17 protein-coding genes and 1 pseudogene are annotated in these 24210 nt (G+C 67.5%); 5 read left to right on the forward strand and 13 right to left on the reverse strand.

Translation table 11 applies throughout. From position 1 onward, the window contains the following. Positions 1-36: 36 nt before the first annotated feature. The 10 genes from ACFSJG_RS01375 to ACFSJG_RS01420 all read right to left on the reverse strand — a co-directional run bounded on the left by ACFSJG_RS01375 (position 37) and on the right by ACFSJG_RS01420 (position 13854). Complete coding sequence (locus tag ACFSJG_RS01375) at positions 37-549, reverse strand: YdcF family protein (protein ID WP_378483409.1); 513 nt, start codon at positions 547-549, stop codon at positions 37-39. A 133-nt stretch (positions 550-682) separates the two neighbouring features. Beyond that, complete coding sequence (locus ACFSJG_RS01380; protein ID WP_378483410.1) at positions 683-1474, reverse strand: polysaccharide pyruvyl transferase family protein; 792 nt, start codon at positions 1472-1474, stop codon at positions 683-685. Between the two features lie 68 nt (positions 1475-1542). After that, a complete protein-coding gene (locus tag ACFSJG_RS01385; protein WP_378483411.1) occupies positions 1543-3597 on the reverse strand; it encodes an acyltransferase family protein in 2055 nt (684 codons plus the stop codon). After that, positions 3594-4940, reverse strand: a complete 1347-nt coding sequence (locus ACFSJG_RS01390) for a hypothetical protein (protein WP_378483412.1) — start codon at positions 4938-4940, stop codon at positions 3594-3596. Before ACFSJG_RS01390 ends, ACFSJG_RS01385 begins: the two co-directional genes overlap by 4 nt. A gap of 50 nt (positions 4941-4990) precedes the next feature. Then, the gene (locus ACFSJG_RS01395; protein WP_378483413.1) at positions 4991-7276 is read right to left on the reverse strand and encodes a glycosyltransferase; all 2286 of its coding nucleotides are present in this window, start codon (positions 7274-7276) and stop codon (positions 4991-4993) included. A 55-nt stretch (positions 7277-7331) separates the two neighbouring features. Continuing rightward, positions 7332-8810, reverse strand: coding sequence for a lipopolysaccharide biosynthesis protein (locus tag ACFSJG_RS01400; RefSeq protein ID WP_378483414.1), 1479 nt, complete (start codon positions 8808-8810; stop codon positions 7332-7334). Continuing rightward, positions 8807-9856: a glycosyltransferase gene (locus ACFSJG_RS01405; RefSeq protein ID WP_378483415.1), complete on the reverse strand. Its 1050-nt coding sequence runs from the start codon at positions 9854-9856 to the stop codon at positions 8807-8809. Before ACFSJG_RS01405 ends, ACFSJG_RS01400 begins: the two co-directional genes overlap by 4 nt. Positions 9857-9890: 34 nt before the next feature. Further along, positions 9891-10853, reverse strand: a complete 963-nt coding sequence (locus ACFSJG_RS01410; protein WP_378483416.1) for a glycosyltransferase — start codon at positions 10851-10853, stop codon at positions 9891-9893. A gap of 56 nt (positions 10854-10909) precedes the next feature. Next, positions 10910-12235: a UDP-glucose dehydrogenase family protein gene (locus tag ACFSJG_RS01415; protein ID WP_378483417.1), complete on the reverse strand. Its 1326-nt coding sequence runs from the start codon at positions 12233-12235 to the stop codon at positions 10910-10912. A gap of 86 nt (positions 12236-12321) precedes the next feature. Beyond that, positions 12322-13854: a sugar transferase gene (locus ACFSJG_RS01420; RefSeq protein WP_378483418.1), complete on the reverse strand. Its 1533-nt coding sequence runs from the start codon at positions 13852-13854 to the stop codon at positions 12322-12324. Between the two features lie 634 nt (positions 13855-14488). Between ACFSJG_RS01420 and ACFSJG_RS01425 the strand changes: the two genes are divergently transcribed. Next, positions 14489-15415, forward strand: a complete 927-nt coding sequence (locus ACFSJG_RS01425; RefSeq protein ID WP_378483419.1) for a UTP--glucose-1-phosphate uridylyltransferase — start codon at positions 14489-14491, stop codon at positions 15413-15415. Positions 15416-15557: 142 nt separating this feature from the next. After that, a complete protein-coding gene (locus ACFSJG_RS01430) occupies positions 15558-17585 on the forward strand; it encodes an acyltransferase family protein (RefSeq protein WP_378483420.1) in 2028 nt (675 codons plus the stop codon). Between the two features lie 251 nt (positions 17586-17836). On the opposite strand, the gene ACFSJG_RS01435 is transcribed toward ACFSJG_RS01430, so the two are convergent. Then, complete coding sequence (locus tag ACFSJG_RS01435; protein WP_378483421.1) at positions 17837-18106, reverse strand: hypothetical protein; 270 nt, start codon at positions 18104-18106, stop codon at positions 17837-17839. 611 nt (positions 18107-18717) lie between these two features. Between ACFSJG_RS01435 and ACFSJG_RS01440 the strand changes: the two genes are divergently transcribed. The 3 genes and pseudogenes from ACFSJG_RS01440 (at position 18718) to ACFSJG_RS01450 (ending at position 22092) form a co-directional block, all read left to right on the forward strand. Continuing rightward, entirely contained in the window at positions 18718-18921 is a 204-nt protein-coding gene (locus ACFSJG_RS01440) for a heavy-metal-associated domain-containing protein (protein ID WP_378483422.1), read from the forward strand. Beyond that, a pseudogene (locus tag ACFSJG_RS01445) lies at positions 18918-19831 on the forward strand (hypothetical protein). Before ACFSJG_RS01440 ends, ACFSJG_RS01445 begins: the two are co-directional and overlap by 4 nt. Before the next feature lie 23 nt (positions 19832-19854). Then, positions 19855-22092, forward strand: coding sequence for a heavy metal translocating P-type ATPase (locus ACFSJG_RS01450; protein WP_378483423.1), 2238 nt, complete (start codon positions 19855-19857; stop codon positions 22090-22092). Between the two features lie 57 nt (positions 22093-22149). Here the strand turns inward: ACFSJG_RS01450 and ACFSJG_RS01455 are convergent, their stop codons facing one another. Together ACFSJG_RS01455 and rsmA are read right to left on the reverse strand one after the other, a co-directional pair. Beyond that, on the reverse strand, positions 22150-22836 hold the full coding sequence (locus tag ACFSJG_RS01455; protein WP_378483424.1) for an NrtR DNA-binding winged helix domain-containing protein: 687 nt from the start codon (positions 22834-22836) through the stop codon (positions 22150-22152). Positions 22837-23303: 467 nt separating this feature from the next. Beyond that, entirely contained in the window at positions 23304-24209 is a 906-nt protein-coding gene (gene rsmA, locus ACFSJG_RS01460; RefSeq protein WP_378483425.1) for a 16S rRNA (adenine(1518)-N(6)/adenine(1519)-N(6))-dimethyltransferase RsmA, read from the reverse strand. Between the last annotated feature and the right edge of the window lies 1 nt (position 24210).

Consider the following 24210-nt stretch of genomic DNA (forward strand, 5'->3'; position numbering starts at 1 on the left):
GAGAACGTATCCGGACGGCGCCGACGGGCGTGCCCATCAGCACCTGTCCACCGACGCGGCCTTGACGAAGCCGCCCGTCTGGTACAGGTACTGGTGGGCCCATCGAAAGAGGCCGTAGTCGTAGTCGAGGGGAACCGGACGGGTCACGACCTCGACGTCGACGCAGCGCTCGAAGATGAACCGCGCGCGGGGAAGGTGATACCGCCAGCTGAGCACCATGATCCGGTGCCATCCGTTGCGGGTGACCAGTTCTCGGACACCGTCGGCCTCACCTCTCGTCGTTCGCGGATCGGGAACGAAGCAGGTGACCCGCACTCCCGGGACCTGCGTCGAGCACAGTTCGCGCATGGTTGCATCGCTCGACCGGTAGGGATCAGACAAGACGACCTCGCTCGCATAGCCGCGGCGCGCCAGGTCGATTCCGTACCTCTCCCTGCCGTCGTGAGCACCCCCGAGCACCACTATGGCGTCCACGTTCTGCAGGGGATCGAACCGGGCGAACGTGTAGAAGCGCACACCTGCCCCGGCCAGCGCCAGGAGGAGGGTCATGGCCGGAATCGAGATCAGCGCGACAACTCCTGCTCTGCGACGGCGCAGCAAGGCACGTGGGCCGATGCCGTTCACCGGCACGCACCTCCGCACGACGGTCGTATCGTCTGCGCGCCAGTCGGGAGTGGCACCTTCACGGCATCCACAGGTCGACGGGAAATGCGTCCAACAGCGCGCCCGGATCCCACTGCAGCGCCGGCTCGCCGCCCATCGTCAGAGCCTCGTCGACGTCGTCTGCCATGACCGGGGTGTCACGCCCGCTACCGAGGTAGTAGTCGTCGTACTTGAACGAGGGCTCGTGGGCCGACCTGATCAGCCGGGCGGGAATGCCGAAGGACTCGGCCAGGACGATCGCGTGCAGCGAGGATCCGATGACGAATTCGCTGTTGGCTATTCGGCTCACCGTGTCGTCGAGCGGACTGCACGGATGCCAGAAGTCCGGATGCCCTCGGTACCTGTCGGCGTCGTTCAGGTTGGGAATCAGCGTGACGCCGACCGGAGGTCCGTCCCACCGCAGGCTCTCTCGTGGCCACAACGATCCGACCAACAGCCCTGGATCCCCGTACACGTCCGGAACCGCCACGCCCCGTTCGGCGAGAAACCGGGACGTCAGCGGACCGCGCACCGCTCGGACGTCGAGCGCCGTGAGCTCGTGCGGCGCGTCGATGCTCTTGCCGTTGACGCCTGCGCCCCACACGACGTCGCCCGCGCGCGCGAGCCGCAGGATCGAACCGACCGCGAGCAACCGTCGCCCCTCGGCGCCGGGTGACGCATCGACGACGCGCCGAGACAGGACCTCGCGCACGATGCGCGGGCCGAGCAGGTCGCCGAAGTTGTTGACCGGCGGCCGTTTGGGCAGCAGCCTTCCGAGTGGACCGCTCGCCCTCGGTTTGCGTGGATTCCAGTGCACCACTTCAACAGACATCGGCTCTCCCGTCGCCGGTGGACACGAGATCAGGCCGCCGCACTCGCGGTCGGTCTGCAGGACACGACTCAGTCATGGGCCACTGGTCCCAGTCCGGCGGAGGCGAGCGACTCCTCCATCGGCGAGGCGAGCATCGTCGCCGCTTCGGTTGTCAGGTGGTGACGGTCGCGGTACACGAGCACGTTGCCCACGATCGCGGGGCACCAACCCCGTGGGCACAGCCACGGCACCGGGTCGACGTACGTGGCCCCCGCACCGATCGCCCGCTCACGGATCTCGGTCGCCCACGCCGCCGACACCGCGAGGTCCGCATCGCTCGCACAACTGCTCGCGGAGTGAAGGTTGCCCGACAGGCAGATCGGTGGGGAGACGTCGTGCATCGGTGTGTCGCCGATCAGCACCGGGACCGTGCGCGCGGGTAGTGCGGAGACCAGATCCGCCACGCCTGTTGCGAACACCTCGTCCGGATCGAGCGATCCGGTGCGATACGGCTTCTGGCCCTGAAAGTTGGACAGCACGACGAAATCGGGATCGAGCGCATCGATCGCGACGAGGGCGTTGTCCCGCCACTGCGCACATTCGGTGTAGACCCGGTTCAGCGAACTGCTCCACACCGGCACCTCCGATGCCGGGCACGAGGACTTGGTCATCGTCACCAGGCGGTATCCGAGCTCGGCGCTGATCTTCTCGAGCGCCGGGAACCACTGCGCGGCATGAGAGTCGCCGAGCAGCACGATGGCCCGCCGGGAGGACACGTCACCGTAGACGCAACGCGCATCCGGTGCGGTGTCGGAGAAGTCGCCGTGGCAGCCGTCCGCGTAGATGGCGGGCACACTGTCGGCGGACACTCCGAGAGCCGGAGTCAGGTTGGCCGGGACGGTCCCGGTGTCGACGACGTCGGCCGGGAGCTCGCCTGCGACCCATTCCGATCCGACCGTGTCGGTCGACAGCCTCGGGAGTACCGAAGTCGCAAGGCAGGCGAGTGCCGCGAGGGCCGCGATCGTCGCGCCGAAGCCGAACGTCCTGCGGCGAGAGGAGGCGAGCCAGGAAGATTCCCGGAACGGCCGTTCCACGTATCGCTCCGTGAGGGTTGCGGCGACCACCGCCAGGATCACCAGTCCAACCGCCTCTCCGGGGCCGAGATGGCGTGTCGAGTACATCACCGGAATGATCAGAAGTGGCCAGTGCCAGAGGTACAACGAGTACGAGATCGTGCCGATGAAGAGCATGGCCCGGTTCTCCATGAACGCGCGTGGCCTGCCCTCCGGCTGAGAGCACCCTCCCGCGATGTAGAGGAGCGTCCCCAGGGCGGGCACCGCGGCGAGGAAGCCGGGGAACGTGGTGGCGTGGTCGAAGGTCACGATCGTTCCCATGAGGACGGCCAGTCCGGCCCATTGGAGCATCGCCGCCACCCTCGGCCCGAGCGTCGTCAGCTGCGGAACGAACATCGCCAGACACACGCCTGCGCCGAGCTCCCAGGCGCGGGTCGGCAGTGAAAAGAACGCCAGCGGCTGATCGGATTCGGTGAGGGCGACGCACAGGACGAACGATGCGACGGTCGCCGACCACACCGCCGCCACCAACACCTTTCGACCCCCGCGCAACACCCGGCAGACCAGGAGCAGGAACAGCGGGAACACCACGTAGAACTGTTCCTCCACGCCGAGCGACCAGTAGTGCTGGAACACGGACGGCGCCTCGTTGGCGAGGTAGTCGGTTCCGGTCACCGCGAACCACATGTTCGCGACCGCGAGGGCCGACGCTGCGCCGTCTTTGGCGACGTCGACGAAACCCAGTGGGGGAACGAAGAGTCGCGTCAGCAGGAGGGTGGCGAGAACGACGAGGATCGACGCAGGCATCAGCCGTCGGATCCGGCGGCCGTAGAAGTCCCACACCGAGATCGAGCCCGTCCGGCCGAGTTCACCGAGCAGGTGTCCGCCGATCAGGAACCCGGACACGACGAAGAAGATGTCGACACCGACATAGCCACCGGTTAGCCAGGGCATGCCGGCGTGATAGAGGACGACGGCACCGACCGCGACGGCACGCAAACCCTGGATGTCGTTCCGGAATCGACGCGGTGCCGCCTGCACCTCCGTCGCCACGGTCGCCGCGGTGGTCATCTCGCCACCGCGCTCTCGCCGCGCGGTCCCTCGCCGGCCGTCACCGGCGAACCGCACTCGACCCGCACACCGTGATCCCGGCGCGAGACCTCCCACACTGCGAGTACGACACCGAAGACCACCCACAGCCCGATCGGCAGCCCACGATTCGAGAACGCGGGCACCGTCAGCGATGCGATCAGCGCGGCGATCAGCAGTGCGGCGAGGGGCGCCTTCCAGGATCCCTCGGCGGAGCGGACGCCCACCAGCAGGTACCCCAGGGCGCAGATCAACACCAGGCCGAGGAGAACCGCCACCACGACCCCCGACGCGACCGCCGTGCCGAACCACTGGGACTCGGGTGAACCCCACACCAACTGCCGGGGACGCCACGAACCCGTGTACAGGTTCGTTCCCCACCCCGTCCACATCCGCTCCTCGATTGCCGGAATCGTCTGCTGGGTCCAGATCTTCCAGCGGTAGGCGATCGTGTTCGGCACCCACCCCGGCAGGTACTCCGGCCGGTAGGCCGTCTGCTGGCTGAACCGCTCGTCGAGGTAGTCGCCGAACTGCAGGTAGCAGACCAGGGCGACCGCCCCCAACGCGAGCACCCGGCCCAGCCGAATACCGAACACGGCGAGGGTCACCAAGGCGATCAGGGTCACGGTCGCGAGCACCGAGAGGGTCAGCGAGGACAGTGCCCCGAACACGGACCCGATCAACGCGGCGCCCACCGGCAGGGTGATCCGCCGCTCCCCTCGCGGGCTCAGCAGCAGTGCCGCGCATGCGGCAGCGAGTGCGGTGCAGAAGTAGAACCCGAGCCCGGTCCAGTGACCGACGAAGCCGGTGGCCCGGATCAGGCGGCCGTCGACGATTCGCTCGGACAGGGCCGGGCCGGGTGCGATCCGGAGGACCAGGAGCGAGAAGGCCGGCGATCCGAGTTGGAGCACGGACAGCACCCCGGCCGGAAACGCGGGGAGCGCGAAGGCGACCAGGAACGTCCTGGCATCGGGCCGGCTCGCGATGATCAGCCTCGCCGCGAGGTATCCGACGACGTAGAACAGCGGCGTGATCGCACTCACCGGATCGAACGCGAAGCCGAGGTCGCTTGAGTTCGTGTACTCGACGAGGACCGACGCGAGGACGTACACGACGACGACGACGTCGAGCACCGTTATCCGAAGAGCCGACATGGTGCCCCGTGCGCACTGCATCAGCGCGAGGACGAGGGCGGCGCCGACGAGCATGTGCCAGGGCCGGATACCGAAGACCGGAACGAGCGCGGGCACACCGGGAATCGCGGCCGCGATCCCGAGCAGCAGCCCGACCCACCCGACGACCGGGCGCACTGCGGGCCGTGGCACGGCCTGCCTCACCCGGTGGGCCGATCGTGCCGGTCGGTCGACGAGGCCGGTCATCGCGTCGAACTCCGTTCCCCGGACGCGAGGTTCGATGCCGCGTCGAGGACCGTGCCGACCCGCGCCCGCCACGCGTGATCCCGGATGACCGCTGCCCTGCTCCGCTCGACATCCGCCGGGTGCCGCCGCGGCGCCGCGACGAGTTCGCGGAGCGTCGACTCGAACTCGCTCGTGTCGTCGAAGATGCGGACGTCGGCGCCCGAGGTGGCGAGAGAGCGTGCATCCGACGAGTCGGTGCAGACGATGGCCAGACCGAGCGCCGCGTACTCGTACAGCTTCAGCGGACTGTGGTACATGGAACTGCTCGACGACTTCTGGTGTCCGGCGATCCCGATGTCCCAGTTCGTCATCACCGCGAACGCATCGGCCTGCGCCATCCTCCCGTGGAACGTCACGAGATCACCGAGGTTCGCGCGCTGCACCATCTCCTTCAGGTTCTCGAGTTCGGCTCCGTCGCCGACGATCTCGAGCCGCACGTCGTCACACGCGCCCGACTCCACTCGGGAGACCGCGAGAATCAGCTGATCGAGGTTCTGCCACTTGACGACGGATCCGACGAACCCGATCACCCGGCATGCGGTCCCTTCTCGCGGAAGGTCGACCAGCCGCTCGTCGACACCGTTCGGCACGACGAGGATTCGTCCACGGTCGAGGTCGGCGAAGTCGACGAGTTCGTCGGCCAGTCGGTCACTGACCGCGACCACGAGGTCCGCCCGGCGCAGCACCCGCCGTTCGAGAGCCCGTGCCAGCCGCTCGGACCTGAGCACCTTCCGATCCTGCGCCGTCTCGCGGGACAGCACGCCGTTCGCCTCGACGATCCTGACCGCCGAACCCTTGCGTGCGTGGAAGCTCGTGAGCGACTGCAGCACCGAGACCCGCTCGTAGATGATCTGCGGGGCGGGCTTCACGATCGTGCGGGCGGTGACGTTCAGCCCGCACCAGATCGCGGATACGACCCGGACGGCGTCCGCGATCCAGATCGTCGAGCCGCCCGCCCCCGTGTAGTCGGATTGCCGGATCGTGCTGAATCTTCCCATCATCGGGAAGGACGAAGCAATGTACAGGTCCGACTGCCTGCCCTGTTGTTCCAGGCCTCGCAGGAAGTTCACGATGTGAGTGCGCGGACCGGGCGTGTTCGAGTTGTCGCCGAGGGAGATGCGGAAGCCGCCGACCATGTAGTGGACGGAGGGAGTGGTGCCGGGCGCCCGGGTCCGGTCCCCCTCGCGGGCGCGGCGAGAGGTCACTCGAAGCCCGACCTCTCGCACCCGGTTCCGGGCCGTGCGAGCGGCATCGTCGACGGAATCCCGATCGTCGATCACCGCTCGCGCCGTCGACACAATTCGGTCCGGAACCCAGCCGCGGACGTCCCAGCTGACCGGAGCGAAACCGGCAGCAGCGAAGTGACCCGCGATCTTGTTGTCGCGATGCTCCATCGGCCCGAGGGGAATCGCTCCCTCGCCGAGCGCCATCACCAGCACGTGGAGCCGGTCGCTGATCACCGCCACACTACGGCGGTAGAGATCACGCAGCCGCTTCTCCTGTTCGGCGTGCGACTCGTCGATCCAGTCGAGGACCTCGCACCCGAGGCTCGCGGCGAGCTCGTGCGCCCGCGGTGAATCCCGCCGGACCTGGACAAGGACCACCGGTGTGATGCCGAGCCCGTCGGCAAGGGACCGGACCGCCGCCACCCACGCCGCGCTCGTCGCCGGACCGTCGTATCGGACGGCGACACCGAGGTACTCCCGGTCGGGTTCGACGTCCTGTGCGGTCGAGTCGTCCGGCCCCTCGTCGAAGGCCCAGTCCGGCGCGATGTCGCCGGTGCCGAAGAGGGCGCGAGAGGACGCGTCGCGCCAGACGTTGACACCGCACAGTCGCACGGTGACGGCGATGAGGGCCCGCCACACCGCGTGGTAGCCGTCCATACCGACGCCGACGCCGACCCGGATGCACCGGCGTCCGTGAACGAGTGAGACGAGCATCATCGGGATCAGCAGTGCGTGCATGAGGCTCTGTTTCCGATTGCACTTGATCTCACCCGGATTGAACCCGAACAACCAGTTCTTCCGGAGACTGTGGACGGTCGCCGAGCCGACGAAGCCGAGGAAGTTCCGGTGGACGATGTCCTCCGGGCGAAGTGCGAGCGCCTCGACGAAACCGTCGGACGCGCTGCCGACGTACACGGCGCAACGCGGACCCGCCGACTGCAACGTCCGGAGCATCCGGCGGCGAAGTATCACGTCGCCGATGTTGTCGTCCTGCCCCGCGCACCAGTAGTAGATCATTCCCCGCTGCTCTCTCTCGAACCGCAAACCTTTTTCTTCGCAACAGAATCGAATGTCATGAGGCGCGTTCCTTCACGAGACGGGCCATGCCACGGACGGAGACGAGGTCGCCTCGGTAGCGCGGATACCCGGCGGCGATCACCGCGCAGGTGGCGATCAGCGCGCCAATGCCGGTCACGACCTCGGCAATCGGCCCGTCCACCAGCCTCGACGCGGTGTATGCAGCCGTGGACGCCACCCCGTACACGAGAAGGGTTCTGAGTCCGTTCGCGAACATCTCCCGAACGGGAGCGTCGGACGCCCGGGAGATCCACAACAGGCCGAGCAGCCAGGAGAGGGCGACCCCCACCACGTACGCCCAGGCAACCCCGATCATCCCCCACCATGCGCCCGCGACGAGGAGTGAGATCGACAGGGTTCGAACAACGATCGCGTACCGGAGCATCGCGGCGGTGATGCCCTTCGACGTGAACACCCAATAGGTGGCGTAGCCGGCGCCCTGGAACGCGGCTCCGATCGCGAACAACCGGAAGAGGTCGGTCGCGGGTGTCCAGGACGGGCCGAGCAGGATCTCGACGGCCGGTCCGGCCAGCGCTGCCGCACAGAGGAATCCCCCGACGACGAGGGTCATCAGTGCGGTCTGCCCGTGCAGGAGGAACCTGCGGTACCGGGGCGGGTCGTCCTGCAACCTCGAGAGGACGGGGAGCGCGACCGTGGAGGCCGGCACGTTGAGTTGGTTGAGCGGACCGTTGACGAGTTGGGACGAGCGGTTGTAGTAGCCGAGATTCGTCGCGCCGAACTGGTGCCCGACGATCACCGAGTCGACATTCTTGCTGGCGTACTGGAGTAGCTGCGTGCCCATCAGATGCCAGCCGAACGAGAGCAGGTCGCGCATCGGCTCGTGCCGGTGCGGGAGTCCCGGCATCCACCGGCCCCATGCCGCGGTGACAGCCGGCATCAGCAGTGCCTGTACGACCTGCTGTCCCACGATCGCCCAGTACCCTGCCCCACCGACCGCCAATGCGATCCCGGCGAGCAGTCCACCGGATTGGGCGACGATGTCGGCCACTGCCAGCCTGCCGAACTTCATCTGCCGAGTCAGGTGCGCCCGGAACTGCGTGGCGAGTCCACTGAGGAGGAACGTGACGGAGAGGACCTGCGTGATCGAGGTCAGCCGCGGCTCGTCGAACAGGCCGGCGATCAGTGGTGCACACAGCAGGACGATCAGGGTGAGGCCGGCGCCGATCCCGGTGTTGATCCAGAACAGGTTGCTCCGTTGACGTTCCGTCAGGGTTCTCGCCTGCACCGCCGCCGACGAGAGGCCGAAGTCGCGCAGCACCTCGCAGACACCGACGACCGCTATCACCATCGCGACGAGTCCGAAGTCCGAGGGCTCGAGCAACCGGGCGAGCACGACGATGCCGCCGAACTGGATGCCGAACTTCGCGGCTTGCCCGGCGACCGTCACGGTGGCCCCTCGGGCGGCCACCGTTCCGAGGGAGGATCTCTCCCCTGCCTCTGGCTCCGTGGTCATCGCAACGAACTGTCCGGCGCCGGACCGGGAGCGAGGACGCTGCGGTAGAAGGCGTAGTGCCCCTCCCCCACCGCACTCCAGTCACGACCCGACAGATCGGGCTCGGCCGGCCGGATCGCGTCGTCGGCGGACACCTGTTCGAGAACGGACTGCAGAGTCGGAGCATCCAGGGCCGGGCTGTCGTAGAGGTACACCCATCCGGGTCCGACCTCGTCCCTCAGCTCGAGGTTCACCGGCGTCGCCGGAACCACGACGGGCCGAGCCATCGACAGCGCCAGGATCGCGGAGCCCGAATTGTGCATCTCCCGGTACGGGAGGACGACCAGTCGTGCCTGCGCAATCTCCCGTCCCAGGTCGGAATCCGGGACGAACTCCAGTCGGCACGAGATCGACTCGTGGCGCTCACCGGCCTCCCGGACCTTCCTCGCGAGGTCCGGATCCTGCGGCTTGCCGACGACGCGCAGCGTCGTATCCGGACGATCGAGTGTGCGGAACGCGTCGACGAGATCATCGACGCCCTTGTACGGCCGGATGAGGCCGAAGTAGAGCAGCCGGTTCTCGGCCGGCGGGCTCGTGCGGGCTCGTCGGTACTCCGGTCGATCCTTGTAGTGCCCGTGGGGAATCGTCGCCACGTACTCGCGCTCCGGCGCCTCGGTCGTCCGATTCAACCTGACGAAGCCGTCGGTCATCCCGTCGCACATCCTCAGCAGCCCGTCTTCCACGGGCCCCCCGCTCTCGTGGGGAGTGACGTTGTGAATCGTGCGGACCACGGCCCGGCGGGACAGGCGGAGACGTGCCATGAGAGCCACGAACAGAAGACGCTTGGGGACGACCGCCCAGCGGGTGCGGGTACGGATCAGGTTCTCCGGCCAGTGGATGTGGAAAACGTCGTAGCGACCGAACATCGCCTCCGGCCAGGAGAACGTCTTCACCGTCAGCTCCCCGGGAGCAGAGTCGATCATGTGGTCCACGTACCGGGTCTTGCCGTCCGGTTTGGCCAGGGCATGGAGCACCGTGATGCCTGGCCGACCTTCTGTAGTGCTCATCTCGTGTGCCTCCGTCGCTCCGCGGCGTTCGTGATCAGGCCGCGGCGGTGCTGACCGCGCCGTGTCCGGCCGAGCTCAGCAGTGCGTCGCGGGACGGCCGGTCGAGATCCAGTTCGAATGCGAGACCTCTCGTGGTCATCGCGTGCGCGATCTGGCGCTGATGGTCGTCGACGTGCTCCGCGTTGGACCGTGCGCGCACCACAACGGCCGGGGTGACCCCGAGATCGAGCAGTTCGAGGATGCTGCCCACACCGGCGTGCGTGACGGTGGCATCGCTCTCCAGGGCGAGCCTGCGGAACTCCTGCGGCTCCACCTCGCGATGGACGGTCCCGGGAAGGCCGTCCCGGTAGCTGCTTCCCAGTTGCCAGGTGACCTCGTCGCCGGGCGCCAGCACCGAGAGCACCGCATCGATCGCCCGATCGAACCGGTAGGGGCGGATCGTCCCCAGTGTCACGAAGAATCGCCTCGGTGAGGTGTCCTGCTCCCGCGGCTGCGGCTTCCAGCTGTCGAGAATCGACCCCTTCCACGCCCACCGGCGCGATTCCCACCCCTGATGCTGGGTGTAGGTCCGGATCCGCGGAAAGTACTGCAGCATCCTGCCACTCAGCGACGGCCCGTCGACCCTGGAGATGCTCTCGACGTAGGTGGTCTCCAGCCCTCGCGCCGCGGCGATGGGCAGGACCGACACCGCCAGTGCGGCACCGGTACTGATACAGACGTCGTAGCGCTCGGTGCGGAGGTGACCCGCCGCCCACCTCGCCGCCCTGGCAGCGCCCTTCACGTCGCGGGGGGCGATGTAGTCGACGAAGTGCGAGTTGCGCCCTTCGAGCGCACCGACGGTCTGCGGATTCGCGAACGTGACCCACGCCGACTTCGGGTCGACATCCACTGAATCCGCGATCCGCATCAGCTGGGCGAAGTGCCCTCCGGACGAGGCGACCCACAGAACGCGGGCGCCGGCCGGAACAAGGTCGGCGAGGGGGTGCGGCGTGTTCATCGATCTCCTTCAACAGACATCCGAGTCTCGGTGTTCCTGCGCGACAACGGCATCCGTCAACTCCTCCCCATCCCCCGGTACACCCACCCCGCTTCTCGCCATCCCTTGGGGGACAGACAATTACGGCCGTCGATGATGCTCCGCTGCCGAACGAGCGGACCAACCCGCCCGGGCTGCAGTTCTCGGAACTGCCTCCACTCGGTCAGGACGAGTACCACGTCAGCGCCCTCGACTGCCTGTGAGACGTCGGTCGCGTAACCCAACGTCGGAAACAGTTTGCGCGAGTTGTCCATCGCCTTGGGGTCGTAGACCGTGACCGTCGCACCCTGCAACTGGATCTGACCGGCGACGTTCAGTGCAGGAGAGTCACGGACGTCGTCGGACTCGGGCTTGAACGCAGCTCCGAGGACCGCAACCCGGGCACCGAGAAGGCTTCCCCCGCATGCCTCACGCGCCATCTCGACCATCCGGGTGCGCCGGCGCATGTTGACCGCATCCACCTCTCGGAGGAAGGTCAACGCCTGGTCGGCGCCCAGCTCACCGGCTCGCGCCATGAAGGCGCGAATGTCCTTGGGGAGGCAGCCCCCTCCGAACCCGACACCGGCGTTGAGGAATCGACGACCGATGCGATCGTCGTGACCGATCGCATCGGCCAGTACCGTCACGTCCGCGCCCGCCGCCTCACACACCTCCGACATGGCATTGATGAACGAGATCTTCGTCGCAAGGAAGGCATTCGCCGAGGTCTTGACCAACTCCGCAGTCGCCAGGTCCGTCACGATGAACGGAATCTTCTCCGCGAGGAGATCTGCGTACACCTCCCGCGCGACCTCCTCGGCACGGCCGGGACCCTCACGGTCGACTCCGAGCACGAGGCGATCCGGGTGCAACGTGTCCTGGACGGCGAAACCCTCTCGTAGGAACTCCGGATTCCAGGCCAGGTCGACCTCGGCGCCGGCGGGCGCAAGCGCCCGTGCCCGCCGACCGAGCCGTTCCGCGGTTCCCACCGGCACCGTCGACTTCCCGAAGATCACCGCAGGCCTCGTCAACAGTGGTGCAAGCCCGTCGATCACGGCGTCGACGTAGGTCACGTCCGCGGCGAACTCACCCTTCTTCTGGGGAGTGCCCACACCGACGAAGTGCACGTCGGCGAACGACGCAGCCTCTTCGTACGAGGATGTGAACCGCAGGCGCCCCGTGCCGATGTTCCGCTTGAGCACCTCCTCGAGACCTGGCTCGTAGAACGGAACCTCGCCCGACTCCAGCTTGGCGAGCTTGCTCTCGTCGACATCGACACCGAGTACGTCGTGACCGAGCTCGGCCATGCATGCCGCGTGGGTTGCGCCCAGGTACCCGGTTCCGAAAACCGCGATGTTCGTCATGTACTTCTCCCCGATCTGGCCAGGTCTGTTGATGGGACGACCGCCCTGCCGACGCCTGTGGAACGCGCCGACGCCGACGGCGGCTGTCAGTACGCGCCGTCGCTGCCGACGACGGCCTTGATGGTCTTGGCGATGATCAGCACGTCGCTGACCATCGACCAGTTGTCGACGTACGCCAGGTCGAGGCGTACCGACTCACCCCAGGAGAGGTCCGATCTGCCGCTGACCTGCCACAGGCCGGTCACGCCCGGCCGCACGAGCAGGCGGCGACGGATGACGCCGTCGTAGTTCTCCACCTCGCGCCGCAACGGCGGCCGAGGCCCCACCACGCTCATCTCGCGACGCAGCACGTTGACGAACTGAGGCAGCTCGTCGATGCTGAACCGGCGAATTGTCCTGCCCACTCGTGTAACTCGGGGATCGTCGCGCATCTTGAACAAGAGCCCGGCACCCTCGTTGCGGGCAATGAGCGTGTCGACCTGCTTGTCCGCGTCGGTGACCATCGACCGGAACTTGATCATCCCGAAAGGCTTTCCGTCGAGGCCGATCCGCTCGGAGCGATAGAACACCGGACCCTTGCTGTCGATCTTGATCGCGAGCGCGACCAGAGCGAAGAGCGGAGCGAGGACCAGCAGCGCCAGCCCGGAGAACACGAGGTCGAAGATGCGCTTGCCGCTGCGCTTGGCTCCGTGATAGCTCGGCTTCTCCAGATGAATGAGCGGCAGCCCGGCAACCGGACGCATCTCCATCCTCGGCCCCGAGACGTCGACGACACCGGTGGCGACCACCAGATCTGCGGCGTACGGCTCCAGCTCCCACACCAGATCCCGAATACCTTCGTGCCCAAGCGTTTCCGTTGCGGTGACTACGACCGTGTCCGCACCACTTGCCGCCAGTGCGGGCACGACCGACCCCTCGTCGCCGTAGATCGCAACACGATTCCCGTCAACCTCCATGTGCTGACCGACCGCTCCGGCATATCGAGGTACGCACACGCCCACCACCCGATATCCGTCCGACACGCCTCGCTGGAACGTACGAGTCATCAGCCGGACCGCACGCTCACCGCCCACGACCAGCACCGATGTCTGATACGCACCCCGGCGTCGCCGATGCGTCACGACTCTGCGCCACAGCCACCGACTGAGCAGCAACGCGAGCAATCCCACCGGCAGTGCGATCGCCAGATATCCGCGAGCCAGATCGAGTTTGACGACCAACGCGACGATCGCAACCGCACCGAACATCCAGAGCGTCCCGGACACGACTCGTTGGTACTCGTCGTATCCGCTACCGATCACCCTGCGCGATCGCGTGCGGAACATCGCGAGCGTCGCTGTCCACGCGACCACCAGACATGCCGACACGACAACATAATTCGACTCGCTGACCGTGCCGACTGCCAGTAGATCCGATTCTCCGAACCGCACGACGTGTGCCAGCACCACGGCCGCGAGCACGATCAGCCCGTCCGTCCAGAAGAGCCACCGTGCGTACGCCCTCTGCCAGGCCCATCGTGTGTTCCCGGACCTGTCGTCAACCAGAGCGGGAGTCCGGGACACCCGCTCCGTTGCGGCTGCCTCCGATCCCCAATCTGCCTTTCCTGCTACCACTTTCATGCCCACGACCTCCCCGACCCCGACGCGGACAGGACATCCGCGGCGACCGTCGGCAATGCGAGTGACACCACGTATCGCGGCGGGAATCGCCTCCCTGCGACTCACACCTACGCGGCCCACAAAATTGCCTTCGGTAAGCAAAATGTTGAGGCATGAAGGCCGGTCTCGCATCACCGACGACGCTTCGGCGCGTCGCCACACCACCCACTGTCCGGCCGAATACTCCTGAGTACAGCTAACTCTCGGACAATTCACCTGGTCATGACCTGCAACTTGCAGTTACATGTTCCGCCGATCACAGGTTCCCGATTCTCGATTCTGTGGCGAAGATCACAGACTGATCGTTCCGTGTGCGGGGCCCGCGACCGCGCCCGAACGGAGCACGGACCCCCGCAATCCACGGCACCGCGGCGAACCGACCACGCCGCGCAGTCGTGTTCGGGCGACGACTCGACGCGGACGATCGAGGATCACCGAGCGGTGTTGTCGCTCAGGGTGCTCTACACTTCCGGCATCACCACCCTCCCGATTGATGTGCGCGCTCGATCACGCAGCCCGCGAGGGGATCCCGCTGACACGCCCCACCGAAGCCGGAATCGGTTCGCGCCAGCCGAGAAGACAACGAGGAGCATTCATGGGCACTCCGACCACCACGCCAACCCTCGCATTCAGAACCGCGGTTGTTCCGGCAGCGGGGATGGGAACCCGATTCCTGCCGGCCACCAAGACGGTGCCGAAGGAATTGCTTCCCGTCGTCGACACACCGGGCATCGAACTCGTCGCTTCCGAGGCAGCCGCCTCGGGCGCCGAGCGGCTGGTCGTCGTCACGGCTCCCGGGAAAGCGGGAGTGGTAGGGCATTTCGTCGAGGATGCGGTACTCGAGGGACGACTGCGAGCGAGCGGGAAGCACGAACTGCTCGAGAAGGTCCGCCGCGCACCGAATTTGATCGACGTCGAGTCGGTGATTCAGGAGGAGCCCCTCGGCCTCGGCCATGCCGTGAACTGCGCCGAGCAAACGCTCGCCGACGACGAGGACGCCATCGCGGTCCTGCTTCCCGACGATCTCGTCCAGCCCAGCGGAGTCCTGGACATCATGGCGCGGGTCCGCGCCAAACGCGGTGGCAGCGTCCTCTGTGCCATCGACGTCCCGAAGTCACAGGTCGGCTCGTACGGAATCTTCGACGTCGAGGAAGTACCCGGTGTCGCCAACCCGAATGTTATGAAGGTTCTCGGAATGATCGAGAAGCCAAGGCTCGAGAACGCGCCCTCCACTCTCGCTGCGGCAGGCCGATACCTTCTCGACCGTGCCATCTTCGACGCCCTTCGACGGGTCGAACCCGGCGTCGGTGGGGAGCTTCAACTCACGGACGCGATCGCCCTCCTCATCGACGAAGGCCATCCTGTCCACGTTGTCGTTCATCGTGGCCCCCGCCACGACCTCGGCAACCCCGGCGGGTACCTCCGCGCCTGTGTCGATCATGCGCTCGACCACCCCACCTACGGACCGACGCTCCGGGCGTGGCTCTCCGAACGTCTGGAACTGCCTTCCACCGACGACTGAGCCACCACAACGAAACCCGCCGCACCTCGTCATCCCTGGCGCGAAAACCCTGAGGACATCCATGGCAGCACCGGCACCATCCTCTCTTCACGGGCGGGCAGCACGGCTGCCACGATCCACCTTTCGCCCGGACCTGGAAGGCATGCGAGCGGTGGCAGTGCTCGCGGTGTTCGTCAACCACCTGTTCGGATGGCCGTCCGGCGGCTTCGTGGGTGTCGACATCTTCTTCGTTCTCAGCGGATTCTTCATCACCGCCCTGCTCATCCGAGAGCGGACCGAGACAGGGTCCCTGTCGTTCTCCAACTTCTACATTCGGCGCGTCCGGCGGATCATTCCGGCAGCACTTCTCGTCATTGCCGTCACCGTTGTCGCGGGATACATCGTCTTTCCTGCTCAACGAGCCAAGGAAACCCTGCTGGACGGCTTGTGCGCGGCGCTGTTCGGAGCAAACTGGCGATTCGAGAGTGTGGGAACGGACTATTTTCAGCAAGGCCAACCACCCTCGCCGCTCCAGCACTACTGGTCACTCAGCATCGAGGAACAGTTCTATTTCGTATGGCCCGCGCTTCTACTCGCGCTCTTCCTGGTCACCAGAAGAGCCGCGCGACGCGGACGTGCACACATACGGACCGGTGTCCTGGCGGCAGGTATGGGCTCCGTCGTGCTGATCTCGTTCACGTGGTCCGTGGCGCAGAGCGGGAGTTCACCTGCGAGTGCCTACTTCTCGACACTCACTCGGGTCTGGGAGCTCGGTGTCGGAGCCCTCGTGGCCATCCTCGGACCCCTACTCGCGAAGCTGCCTTCCCGCGGTCCACTCCGTCCGACGCTGGCCTACGCGGGACTGGCCGGCGTCGCCGCCTCGCTGTTCCTCATCACCGAGACGACGCAGTTCCCTGGCCCGGGTGCGGCTCTGCCGGTGATGGCGACGGCGGTCGTCGTCGCGTCCTTCCACGGAGCAGACGTCCGCGCGATGCCGATTCTGACGAATCCCGTCGCACAGTACTTCGGCAAGGTCTCGTACTCTCTCTATCTCTGGCACTGGCCCGTGATCGTCGTTCTCGCCGTGATCGTTCCGCCAGGCGCGGCCTACCATGCAATCGCGGCGACACTTGCCCTGCTGCTGTCGCATGTGTCGTTCACCTACTTCGAGGACCGGATTCGCAGGTCCACGTGGCTCGAACGTCCCACTGAGGTCGGACACGGCAGAACCATCGCCACGATCCGTCCCGGCACGTGGCGGACCACGGGCTTCGTCGCAGCTGCCGCGATGCTCTCCGGACTGATCGGCATCCAGCTGTCCGATCGAGCCCAGCGCGTCGGCGAGGAGTACGAGTCCCTCTATGTTGCACAGTCGGCACAGTTCACCGCACCCGAGGACCCCTGTCTCGGTGCCGGAACGATGGCCGACCCGAACTGCGCGGCAACAGTCGACCTCGATCTGATGAAGCCCAGCCTGGACAGCTTCGCCAAGGACACCCAGGGGGCCTACTCGTGCTGGCGGCAGCAGGGTGGATCCATGCCGCGCTGCGTGTTCGGATCCACCGAGGACGATGCGCTCAAGGTGGCGCTCGTCGGTGATTCGCACGCCGCGATGCTGCTACCTGCCCTCAGCGAGTTCCTGGTGAGCGAGAACTGGAACCTCACGGCGTTCGTCGGTTACGACTGCCAGTGGGCCACCAGTCCCAACGACGACTGTGGGGACGTCATGCAGACGGTTCAGAACCGTCTCCTGACCGACGAGCCGTACGACGTGATCCTGACCACCGCATCGCGCAAGTACGGAAACGCCGCCGACTACGCCTCGGCGTGGAGTCCGGTCGCAGCGCGCGGCACGAAGATTGTCGTCGTCGCCGACAACCCCACGGTCACCGAGAGCGCGCTCGAGTGCCTGACCAGATTCGGTGCCGAGGCCGACGACATCGCCGCGTGTGGGATGACGATGTCGGAGGGCACCGGGAAGGCGGACCCGCTGATCGCGGCCGCCGGCTCCGTTCCTGGTGCGTCGGTCGTGGACCTGACCGACTTGTACTGCGCCGATGGGCGATGTCCTGCGGTGATCGGCAACGTTGTCGTGTACCGGGACACGGGAGGGCACATCAGCGCAACCTTCTCCAGGTCTCTTTCACACCATCTCGAGGACCGTATCGATGCGGCTCGATCAACTGACTGAGTGCGTTCGTCACCGACTCCATCGCGGTGTCCGGGCGAAGCGCACGTGGCGAACTACGGGGTGACAGACCTCGAGCGGCGGCGTTCGCCGAGGAGCGCGCCAGCGCCCCACCCACAGCGGCGGTCCCCCACACCACGACGTTCGCAACGAGGTCCAATCCGGAGACGGTGACGGCGCCGAGAGCCGCCGCGATGACCACAGGGGTTCCGGGATCTCCGAATCCGACCGACACCGTCGAAGTGCTCGGCTCGTCAACCTGCCAGCGACAGGCCTGCGCGAAGCTGGTGGACGTCGAAGGTGCCGGCGTCACGGTCCGCGACCGACAGCGAGTACTCGCCGTCGCGATGCTCGACGCCGGGCATGACGAAGGTGAACGCGCACGACGCGGGGTCGGCTTCGTCGTCGCGCACGAGGACCGCGAAGCCGACCAGCCGACGGTCGCTGGTCAGCCTGACTCCCAGGCCGGGTTCGATGGGGCCGTACTCGGAGGAGCACGCCGCACCGCCTTGGTCACCACTCACTCCACTCAGCCGCCCTGTCACGTCGAAAACCGTTCGGCCGTCCGACGCGCCATCGGATCCCGCGGCGGAGCACCCGGCGAGCGGCAGCGCACCCAAGGCCACAACTGTCGCGATTGTCCGTTTCATGGTCAGAATTCAAGCAGGCCGCCGCCACGGTGGCCATCGGTGCAAGAGTGATGTTCACCGGCGGATCCTCCGTCGGCTCCGTCGTCTCGTGGGTGTTGACTCGCAGCGGCGTCGACCTGACCGCCGTCAAGCCCCCGCAACGAGGTCGGGCCCCGGGCTGGCGGGCAGGCATCGCCGCCACATCGGAGGGTCACTGCTGAGCGAACCCGCATCTGCCGTCGCTCCACGCGCGACCTCACCGGGACCTCGACGAATGCGACGAACGTCACCGCCTAGGCGACACCGCGGGCCGAACCCACCGCCGGCGTATCGAATCATGTTTTGCCACTGAGCAATTCGGTTCGGCACTACGGAGCACCCGCCCGCACGGGGCCGACATCGAGCACGGGGCACGGTCACACCCTTGCCACTCATACCCATGGGGGGTATGTTCATCTCATCGAGATACCCCCACCCGGTATACTCGTCCACGAGAGGAGCGTCCCATGCAGAGCAACTACACCGTCACCGGCATGACCTGCGGACATTGCGTGGCCTCGGTTCGCGAGGAGGTCGGAGCCGTCGCGGGCGTCACCGACGTCGCCGTGGACCTGGCGACCGGCCGACTGACCGTCACCAGCGACGCACCCGTCGACGAGGGCGCCGTTCGCGCCGCCGTCGACGAGGCCGGCTACAGCGTCGAACCGTGAACACCGCAACCAAGCTGGCCGCCTACACCGCAGGGCTCGCCGCGATCTTCGCGGCGGCCCTCGGGGTGGGCGCGACCGTGGGGAGCCCGATCGACATGTCCACCACCACGCACGAGAGCCACACGGCACCGGTGACCGGGCCCGCGACCACGTCGCCCGCTGGCCTGCAGGTCTCCGAACAGGGCTACACGCTCACCGAGGTCTCCGCACCGGCCGCCGCGAACACGCCGGGCACACTGAGCTTCCGGATCACCGGACCAACCGGCGAACCGGTCACCGCGTTCACCGACCAGCACGAGAAGCCGCTCCATCTCATCGTCGTGCGCACCGACACCACCGCGTTCCGGCACGTGCACCCGACGGAACCTGGTCGATCGACTGGACCTGGCCGACCGGCGGCACGTACCGCGTGTTCGCGGACTTCCAGCCGACCGGCGGGCCCGCCCTGACCCTGGGCCGGAACGTCGATGTCGCCGGGGCCTTCACCCCGGTCGCGACTCCCCCGACCTCGCGGACCGCGGAGGTCGACGGATACCGCGTCGACCTCACCGGCGACCTGACGACCGCCGGCGGTCCACTCACCCTCACCGTCAGCCGGGACGGGAACCCGGTGACCGACCTGCAGCCCTACCTGGGCGCCTACGGACACCTGGTGGCGCTCCGCACCGGCGACCTCGCCTACCTGCACGTTCACCCCGAGGGTGAGCCCGGCGACGGCACCACCGCGCCCGGCCCCGACGTCGTCTTCCATTCACAGGCACCGAGCAGCGGCACGTACCGACTGTTCCTCGACTTCCGGCACGAGGGCACCGTCCGCACGGCGGAGTTCACCGTCGACGCCGACAGCACCAGCACCAGCACCACAACCGTCCCAGCCGACCCCGTCGCGCCCGCAGGCCACGGCCACTGACCGAACACCGGAGAGGAGCCCCGATGAACCCCGTCGCGCAAACACCGACCGCGGGACAGATCGAGCTGGTGATCGGCGGTATGACCTGCGCGTCCTGCGCGAACCGCATCGAACGCAAGCTGAACAAGCTCGACGGCGTGACCGCCACCGTCAACTACGCCACCGAGAAGGCGCACGTCGAGTACACCGGTGACGTCAGCGCCGACGACCTGGTCGCCACCGTCGAATCGGCCGGATACACCGCCGCCCTACCGGAGCCTCCTCGCGGCACGGACGAGGAGGAGCCGGTCGAGGTCGACCCGACGGCAACGCTCCGCACGCGGCTGCTGATCTCGCTCGCACTGAGTGTGCCGGTGATCGCGATGGCGATGATCCCGGCGTTGCAGTTCACCAACTGGCAGTGGCTCTCGCTCACCCTCGCCGCGCCGGTTGTCGTGTGGGGAGCGTGGCCGTTCCACAAGGCCGCCTGGGCGAACCTCAAGCACGGCACCGCGACCATGGACACCCTGGTGTCGATCGGTGTCCTCGCCGCGTTCGGCTGGTCGCTGTACGCGCTGTTCTGGGGCACCGCGGGCACCCCGGGTATGACCCACCCCTTCGAGCTGACCATCGCCCGCACCGACGGCACCGGCAACATCTACCTCGAAGCCGCCGCGGGCGTGACCACCTTCATCCTGGCCGGCCGCTACTTCGAGGCCCGCGCCAAGCGTCGCTCCGGGGCCGCGCTGCGCGCACTGCTCGAGATGGGCGCCAAGGAGGTGTCGGTGCTGCGCGGCGGCACCGAGCAGAGCATCCCGATCGAGCAGCTCGCCGTCGGTGACCTGTTCGTCGTCCGGCCCGGCGAGAAGGTCGCCACCGACGGCGAGGTCGTCGAGGGAGCGTCCGCCGTCGACGCATCCATGCTCACCGGCGAGTCGGTGCCCGTCGAGGTCACCGTCGGCGACGCCGTCGTCGGCGCCACCGTCAACGTCGGCGGACGGATCGTGGTGCGCGCGAACCGGATCGGATCCGATACGCAGCTCGCCCAGATGGCGAAGCTCGTCGAGGACGCGCAGACCGGCAAGGCCAAGGCCCAGCGGCTCGCCGACCGGATCTCCGGCATCTTCGTGCCGATCGTCATCGCGCTCGCCGTTGCGACACTCGGCTTCTGGCTCGGCACCGGCGGATCCGTCGCCGCCGCCTTCACCGCCGCCGTCGCGGTGCTCATCATCGCTTGCCCCTGTGCCCTCGGACTCGCCACCCCCACCGCCCTCATGGTCGGTACCGGTCGCGGCGCGCAGCTCGGCATCCTCATCAAGGGACCGGAGGTGCTCGAATCGACCCGCCGCGTCGACACCGTGGTCCTCGACAAGACCGGCACCGTGACCACCGGAACCATGACCCTGCAGGACGTCCTCGCCGCCGACGGCGAGACCGCCGAGTACGTGCTGCGGTACGCGGGGGCACTGGAACACGCATCCGAGCACCCCATCGCCCGGGCGATCTCCATCGCAGCAGCCGAAGCGGGCACCCTGCCCGCCGTCGCGGAGTTCGCGAACATCGAAGGGCTCGGAGTGCAGGGCGTCGTGGACGGCCGCGCGGTCGTCGTCGGACGTCCCGGACTGCTCGCCGACTGGGCGATGCCCCTACCCGCGCACCTCGAATCAGGATTGCGGGCAGCGGAAGCCGCCGGGCGCACCGCCGTCGCTGTGGGCTGGGACGGGAAAGCCCGCGGGGTGCTCGCGGTCGCGGACGCCGTGAAGCCGACGTCGGCCCAGGCCGTCGCCGAACTGAAGGCCCTCGGGCTCACCCCGATCATGCTGACCGGTGACAACGCCGACACAGCCCGCACCATCGCCGCGCAGGTCGGCATCGACGAGGTGATCGCCGAGGTGCTGCCGCAGGACAAGGTCGAGACGGTGAAGCGACTGCAGTCCGAGGGGAGGGTGGTCGCGATGGTCGGCGACGGAGTCAACGACGCGGCCGCCCTGGCTCAGGCCGACCTCGGCCTGTCGATGGGAACCGGCACCGACGTCGCGATCGAGGCCAGTGACCTGACCCTGGTGCGCGGGGACCTGCGGGCCGCGGCGGACGCGATCCGGCTGTCGCGCAGGACTCTCCGCACGATCAAGGGCAACCTGTTCTGGGCGTTCGCCTACAACGTCGCGGCCCTGCCGCTGGCCGCTGCCGGACTGCTCAACCCGATGCTCGCCGGGGCCGCGATGGCGTTCTCCAGCGTCTTCGTGGTCAGCAACAGCCTGCGGCTGCGCCGCTTCAGGTAGGCGCTCCGCGCCCTGTGCGCGTTTGTGGTAGCTCCCGCTACCACAAACGCGCACAGGTCATTTCGCGAAGAGTGCTGCGGCCTTGACGGACAGCGATGCGTCGTCGGCCCGTCGGAACAACTCGGCAGGACGGCCCGCACCTTCTGCCGACCACGCGCCGGTCGGTTCGAGTGCCCCGATGACGTGCCTGCGGAACGAGTCCTTCTGCAGGCGCTCCAGCGCGAACACGACGCGGTACAGCTCGTTGAGCTGGAGCATCGTGAACTGTTCTCCGAGAAGGCCGTCCGGGTCCACCTGCTCGGTGTAGCGGTCGCGCAGATCCCGCACCGCCAGCGCCACCATGTCGGCGTGGTCGAAGAGCAGATCCCCGGTGCACCGCCCGTCCGTCACCGGGACGAGGACGGCGTCACCGGGGAGATCCTGATCGGGGATGGCGGCGGTGTGCGCCATCGAGATCACCCACCCGCGGTCGTCGCGGTCCGGATCGTCGAACATCGCCAACTGCCGGAACGAGGTGCCGGACAGGCGGGCCTTGTCTCTGAGGGCGCGCGCTGCGGCATCGGCGAGCCGCTCTCCCGAGTGCAGGAACGTCCCCGGCAAGGCCCGCCCGCCGAGCTTCTCGTGCTCGACCACCAGAACCTTGATCGCGCCGTCCACGTACGTCAGGACGGCGACGTCCACCGCGACAGACGGGCGGTCGTAGTCGGCGAACGTCTTTCCATTCGAGTCTGGATGCAGCGGCACACCTGCATGCTAACTCGATATCGATCTAACCCACTCCGCCCATGCTCGGTGGCATCACGCTTCCGAAAGTCACCAACCTCCCGAAAAAGTCGGCCAACGGAAGCAGGAGGTTCTCGACCGGATCGTCGATCGTCCGATCGACGGAACCGCCCTCGACCGACAACGATTCGATACCCACACCCTCCTCCGACACGGGCGAGTCGGCTATCGCGGTGCCGCCACCGGCAGCAAAGCCGCCGGCGAGCGCGGCCGCGGTGACAACAGCGAATCCAATGCGACGCCCCGCGAATCGAGACATGATGAAACCCCCTCGGCCAGTGGATACCCGGTCGGTGTTTCACGATTTCGACCCGGCGGCGTCGAACCGACGCTGCGCGGCAGCCTACAGCCTCAGAGACGAGCCAGGGACTGGATCGTAAGACAATGCGCCAGAAGTTGATTCGTTCAACACAACGAATCGAAGGGCGCTACTCGACGTTCGCCAGCCGCACGAATGCTGCGGCGTCGAGAACCTCGCCCCGCGCGGACGGCTCGATACCCGCGGCGACGAGCCTGCGTTCCGCCTCGGCGGGCGAGCCCGCCCAGGTCGCGAGCGCGGCACGAAGTGTCTTGCGGCGCTGGGCGAATGCGGCATCCACGACCGCGAACACGCGCTTGCGGTGCTCGGCGTCGAGGGACCACGGCGCCTCCTCGAAGCGGTCGATGCGGACCAGGCCGGACTCGATCTTCGGCTCCGGCCAGAACACCTGACGCCCCACGGCCCCCGCCCGGCGAACCCGGCCGAAGAAGCATGCCTTGACGCTCGGCACCCCGTAAATCTTGTTGCCCGGCTGGGCGGCGAGCCGGTCCGCGACCTCCGCCTGCACCATCACCAGCGCGGTGCGCAGCGACGGGAACTCGGCGAACAGGTGCAGCAGCACCGGCACCGCGACGTTGTAGGGCAGGTTCGCGACCAGCGCGGTCGGCTCGGCGGGCACCTGGGACGGCATCACCTTCATGGCGTCCTCGAGGACGACGTCGAGTCGGCCGGACAGCTCCGGCGCCCGTTCGGCGACGGTCGTGGGCAGCCGCGCCGCGAGCTTCGGGTCGATCTCGACGGCGACGACCCTGTCGACCACGTCGAGCAGAGCCAGCGTCAGCGAGCCGAGACCCGGCCCCACCTCGAGGACCACGTCGTCACGGGTGACGCCGGAGACCGCGACGATCTTGCGGACCGTGTTGCCGTCGTGGACGAAGTTCTGCCCGAGTTGCTTGGTCGGCCGGATGTCGAACTCCGCCGCCAGCGCCCGCACCTCGGCGGGTCCGAGCAGGGCCGCCTGGCCTCGTGGAGCGGATTCGGGCAGGTCGGAAGCGGTCGAGGGTTCGTCGGGCACG

Origin of the sequence: Rhodococcus gannanensis (assembly GCF_042681175.1) — a bacterium.
Lineage (GTDB): Bacteria > Actinomycetota > Actinomycetes > Mycobacteriales > Mycobacteriaceae > Rhodococcus_G > Rhodococcus_G gannanensis.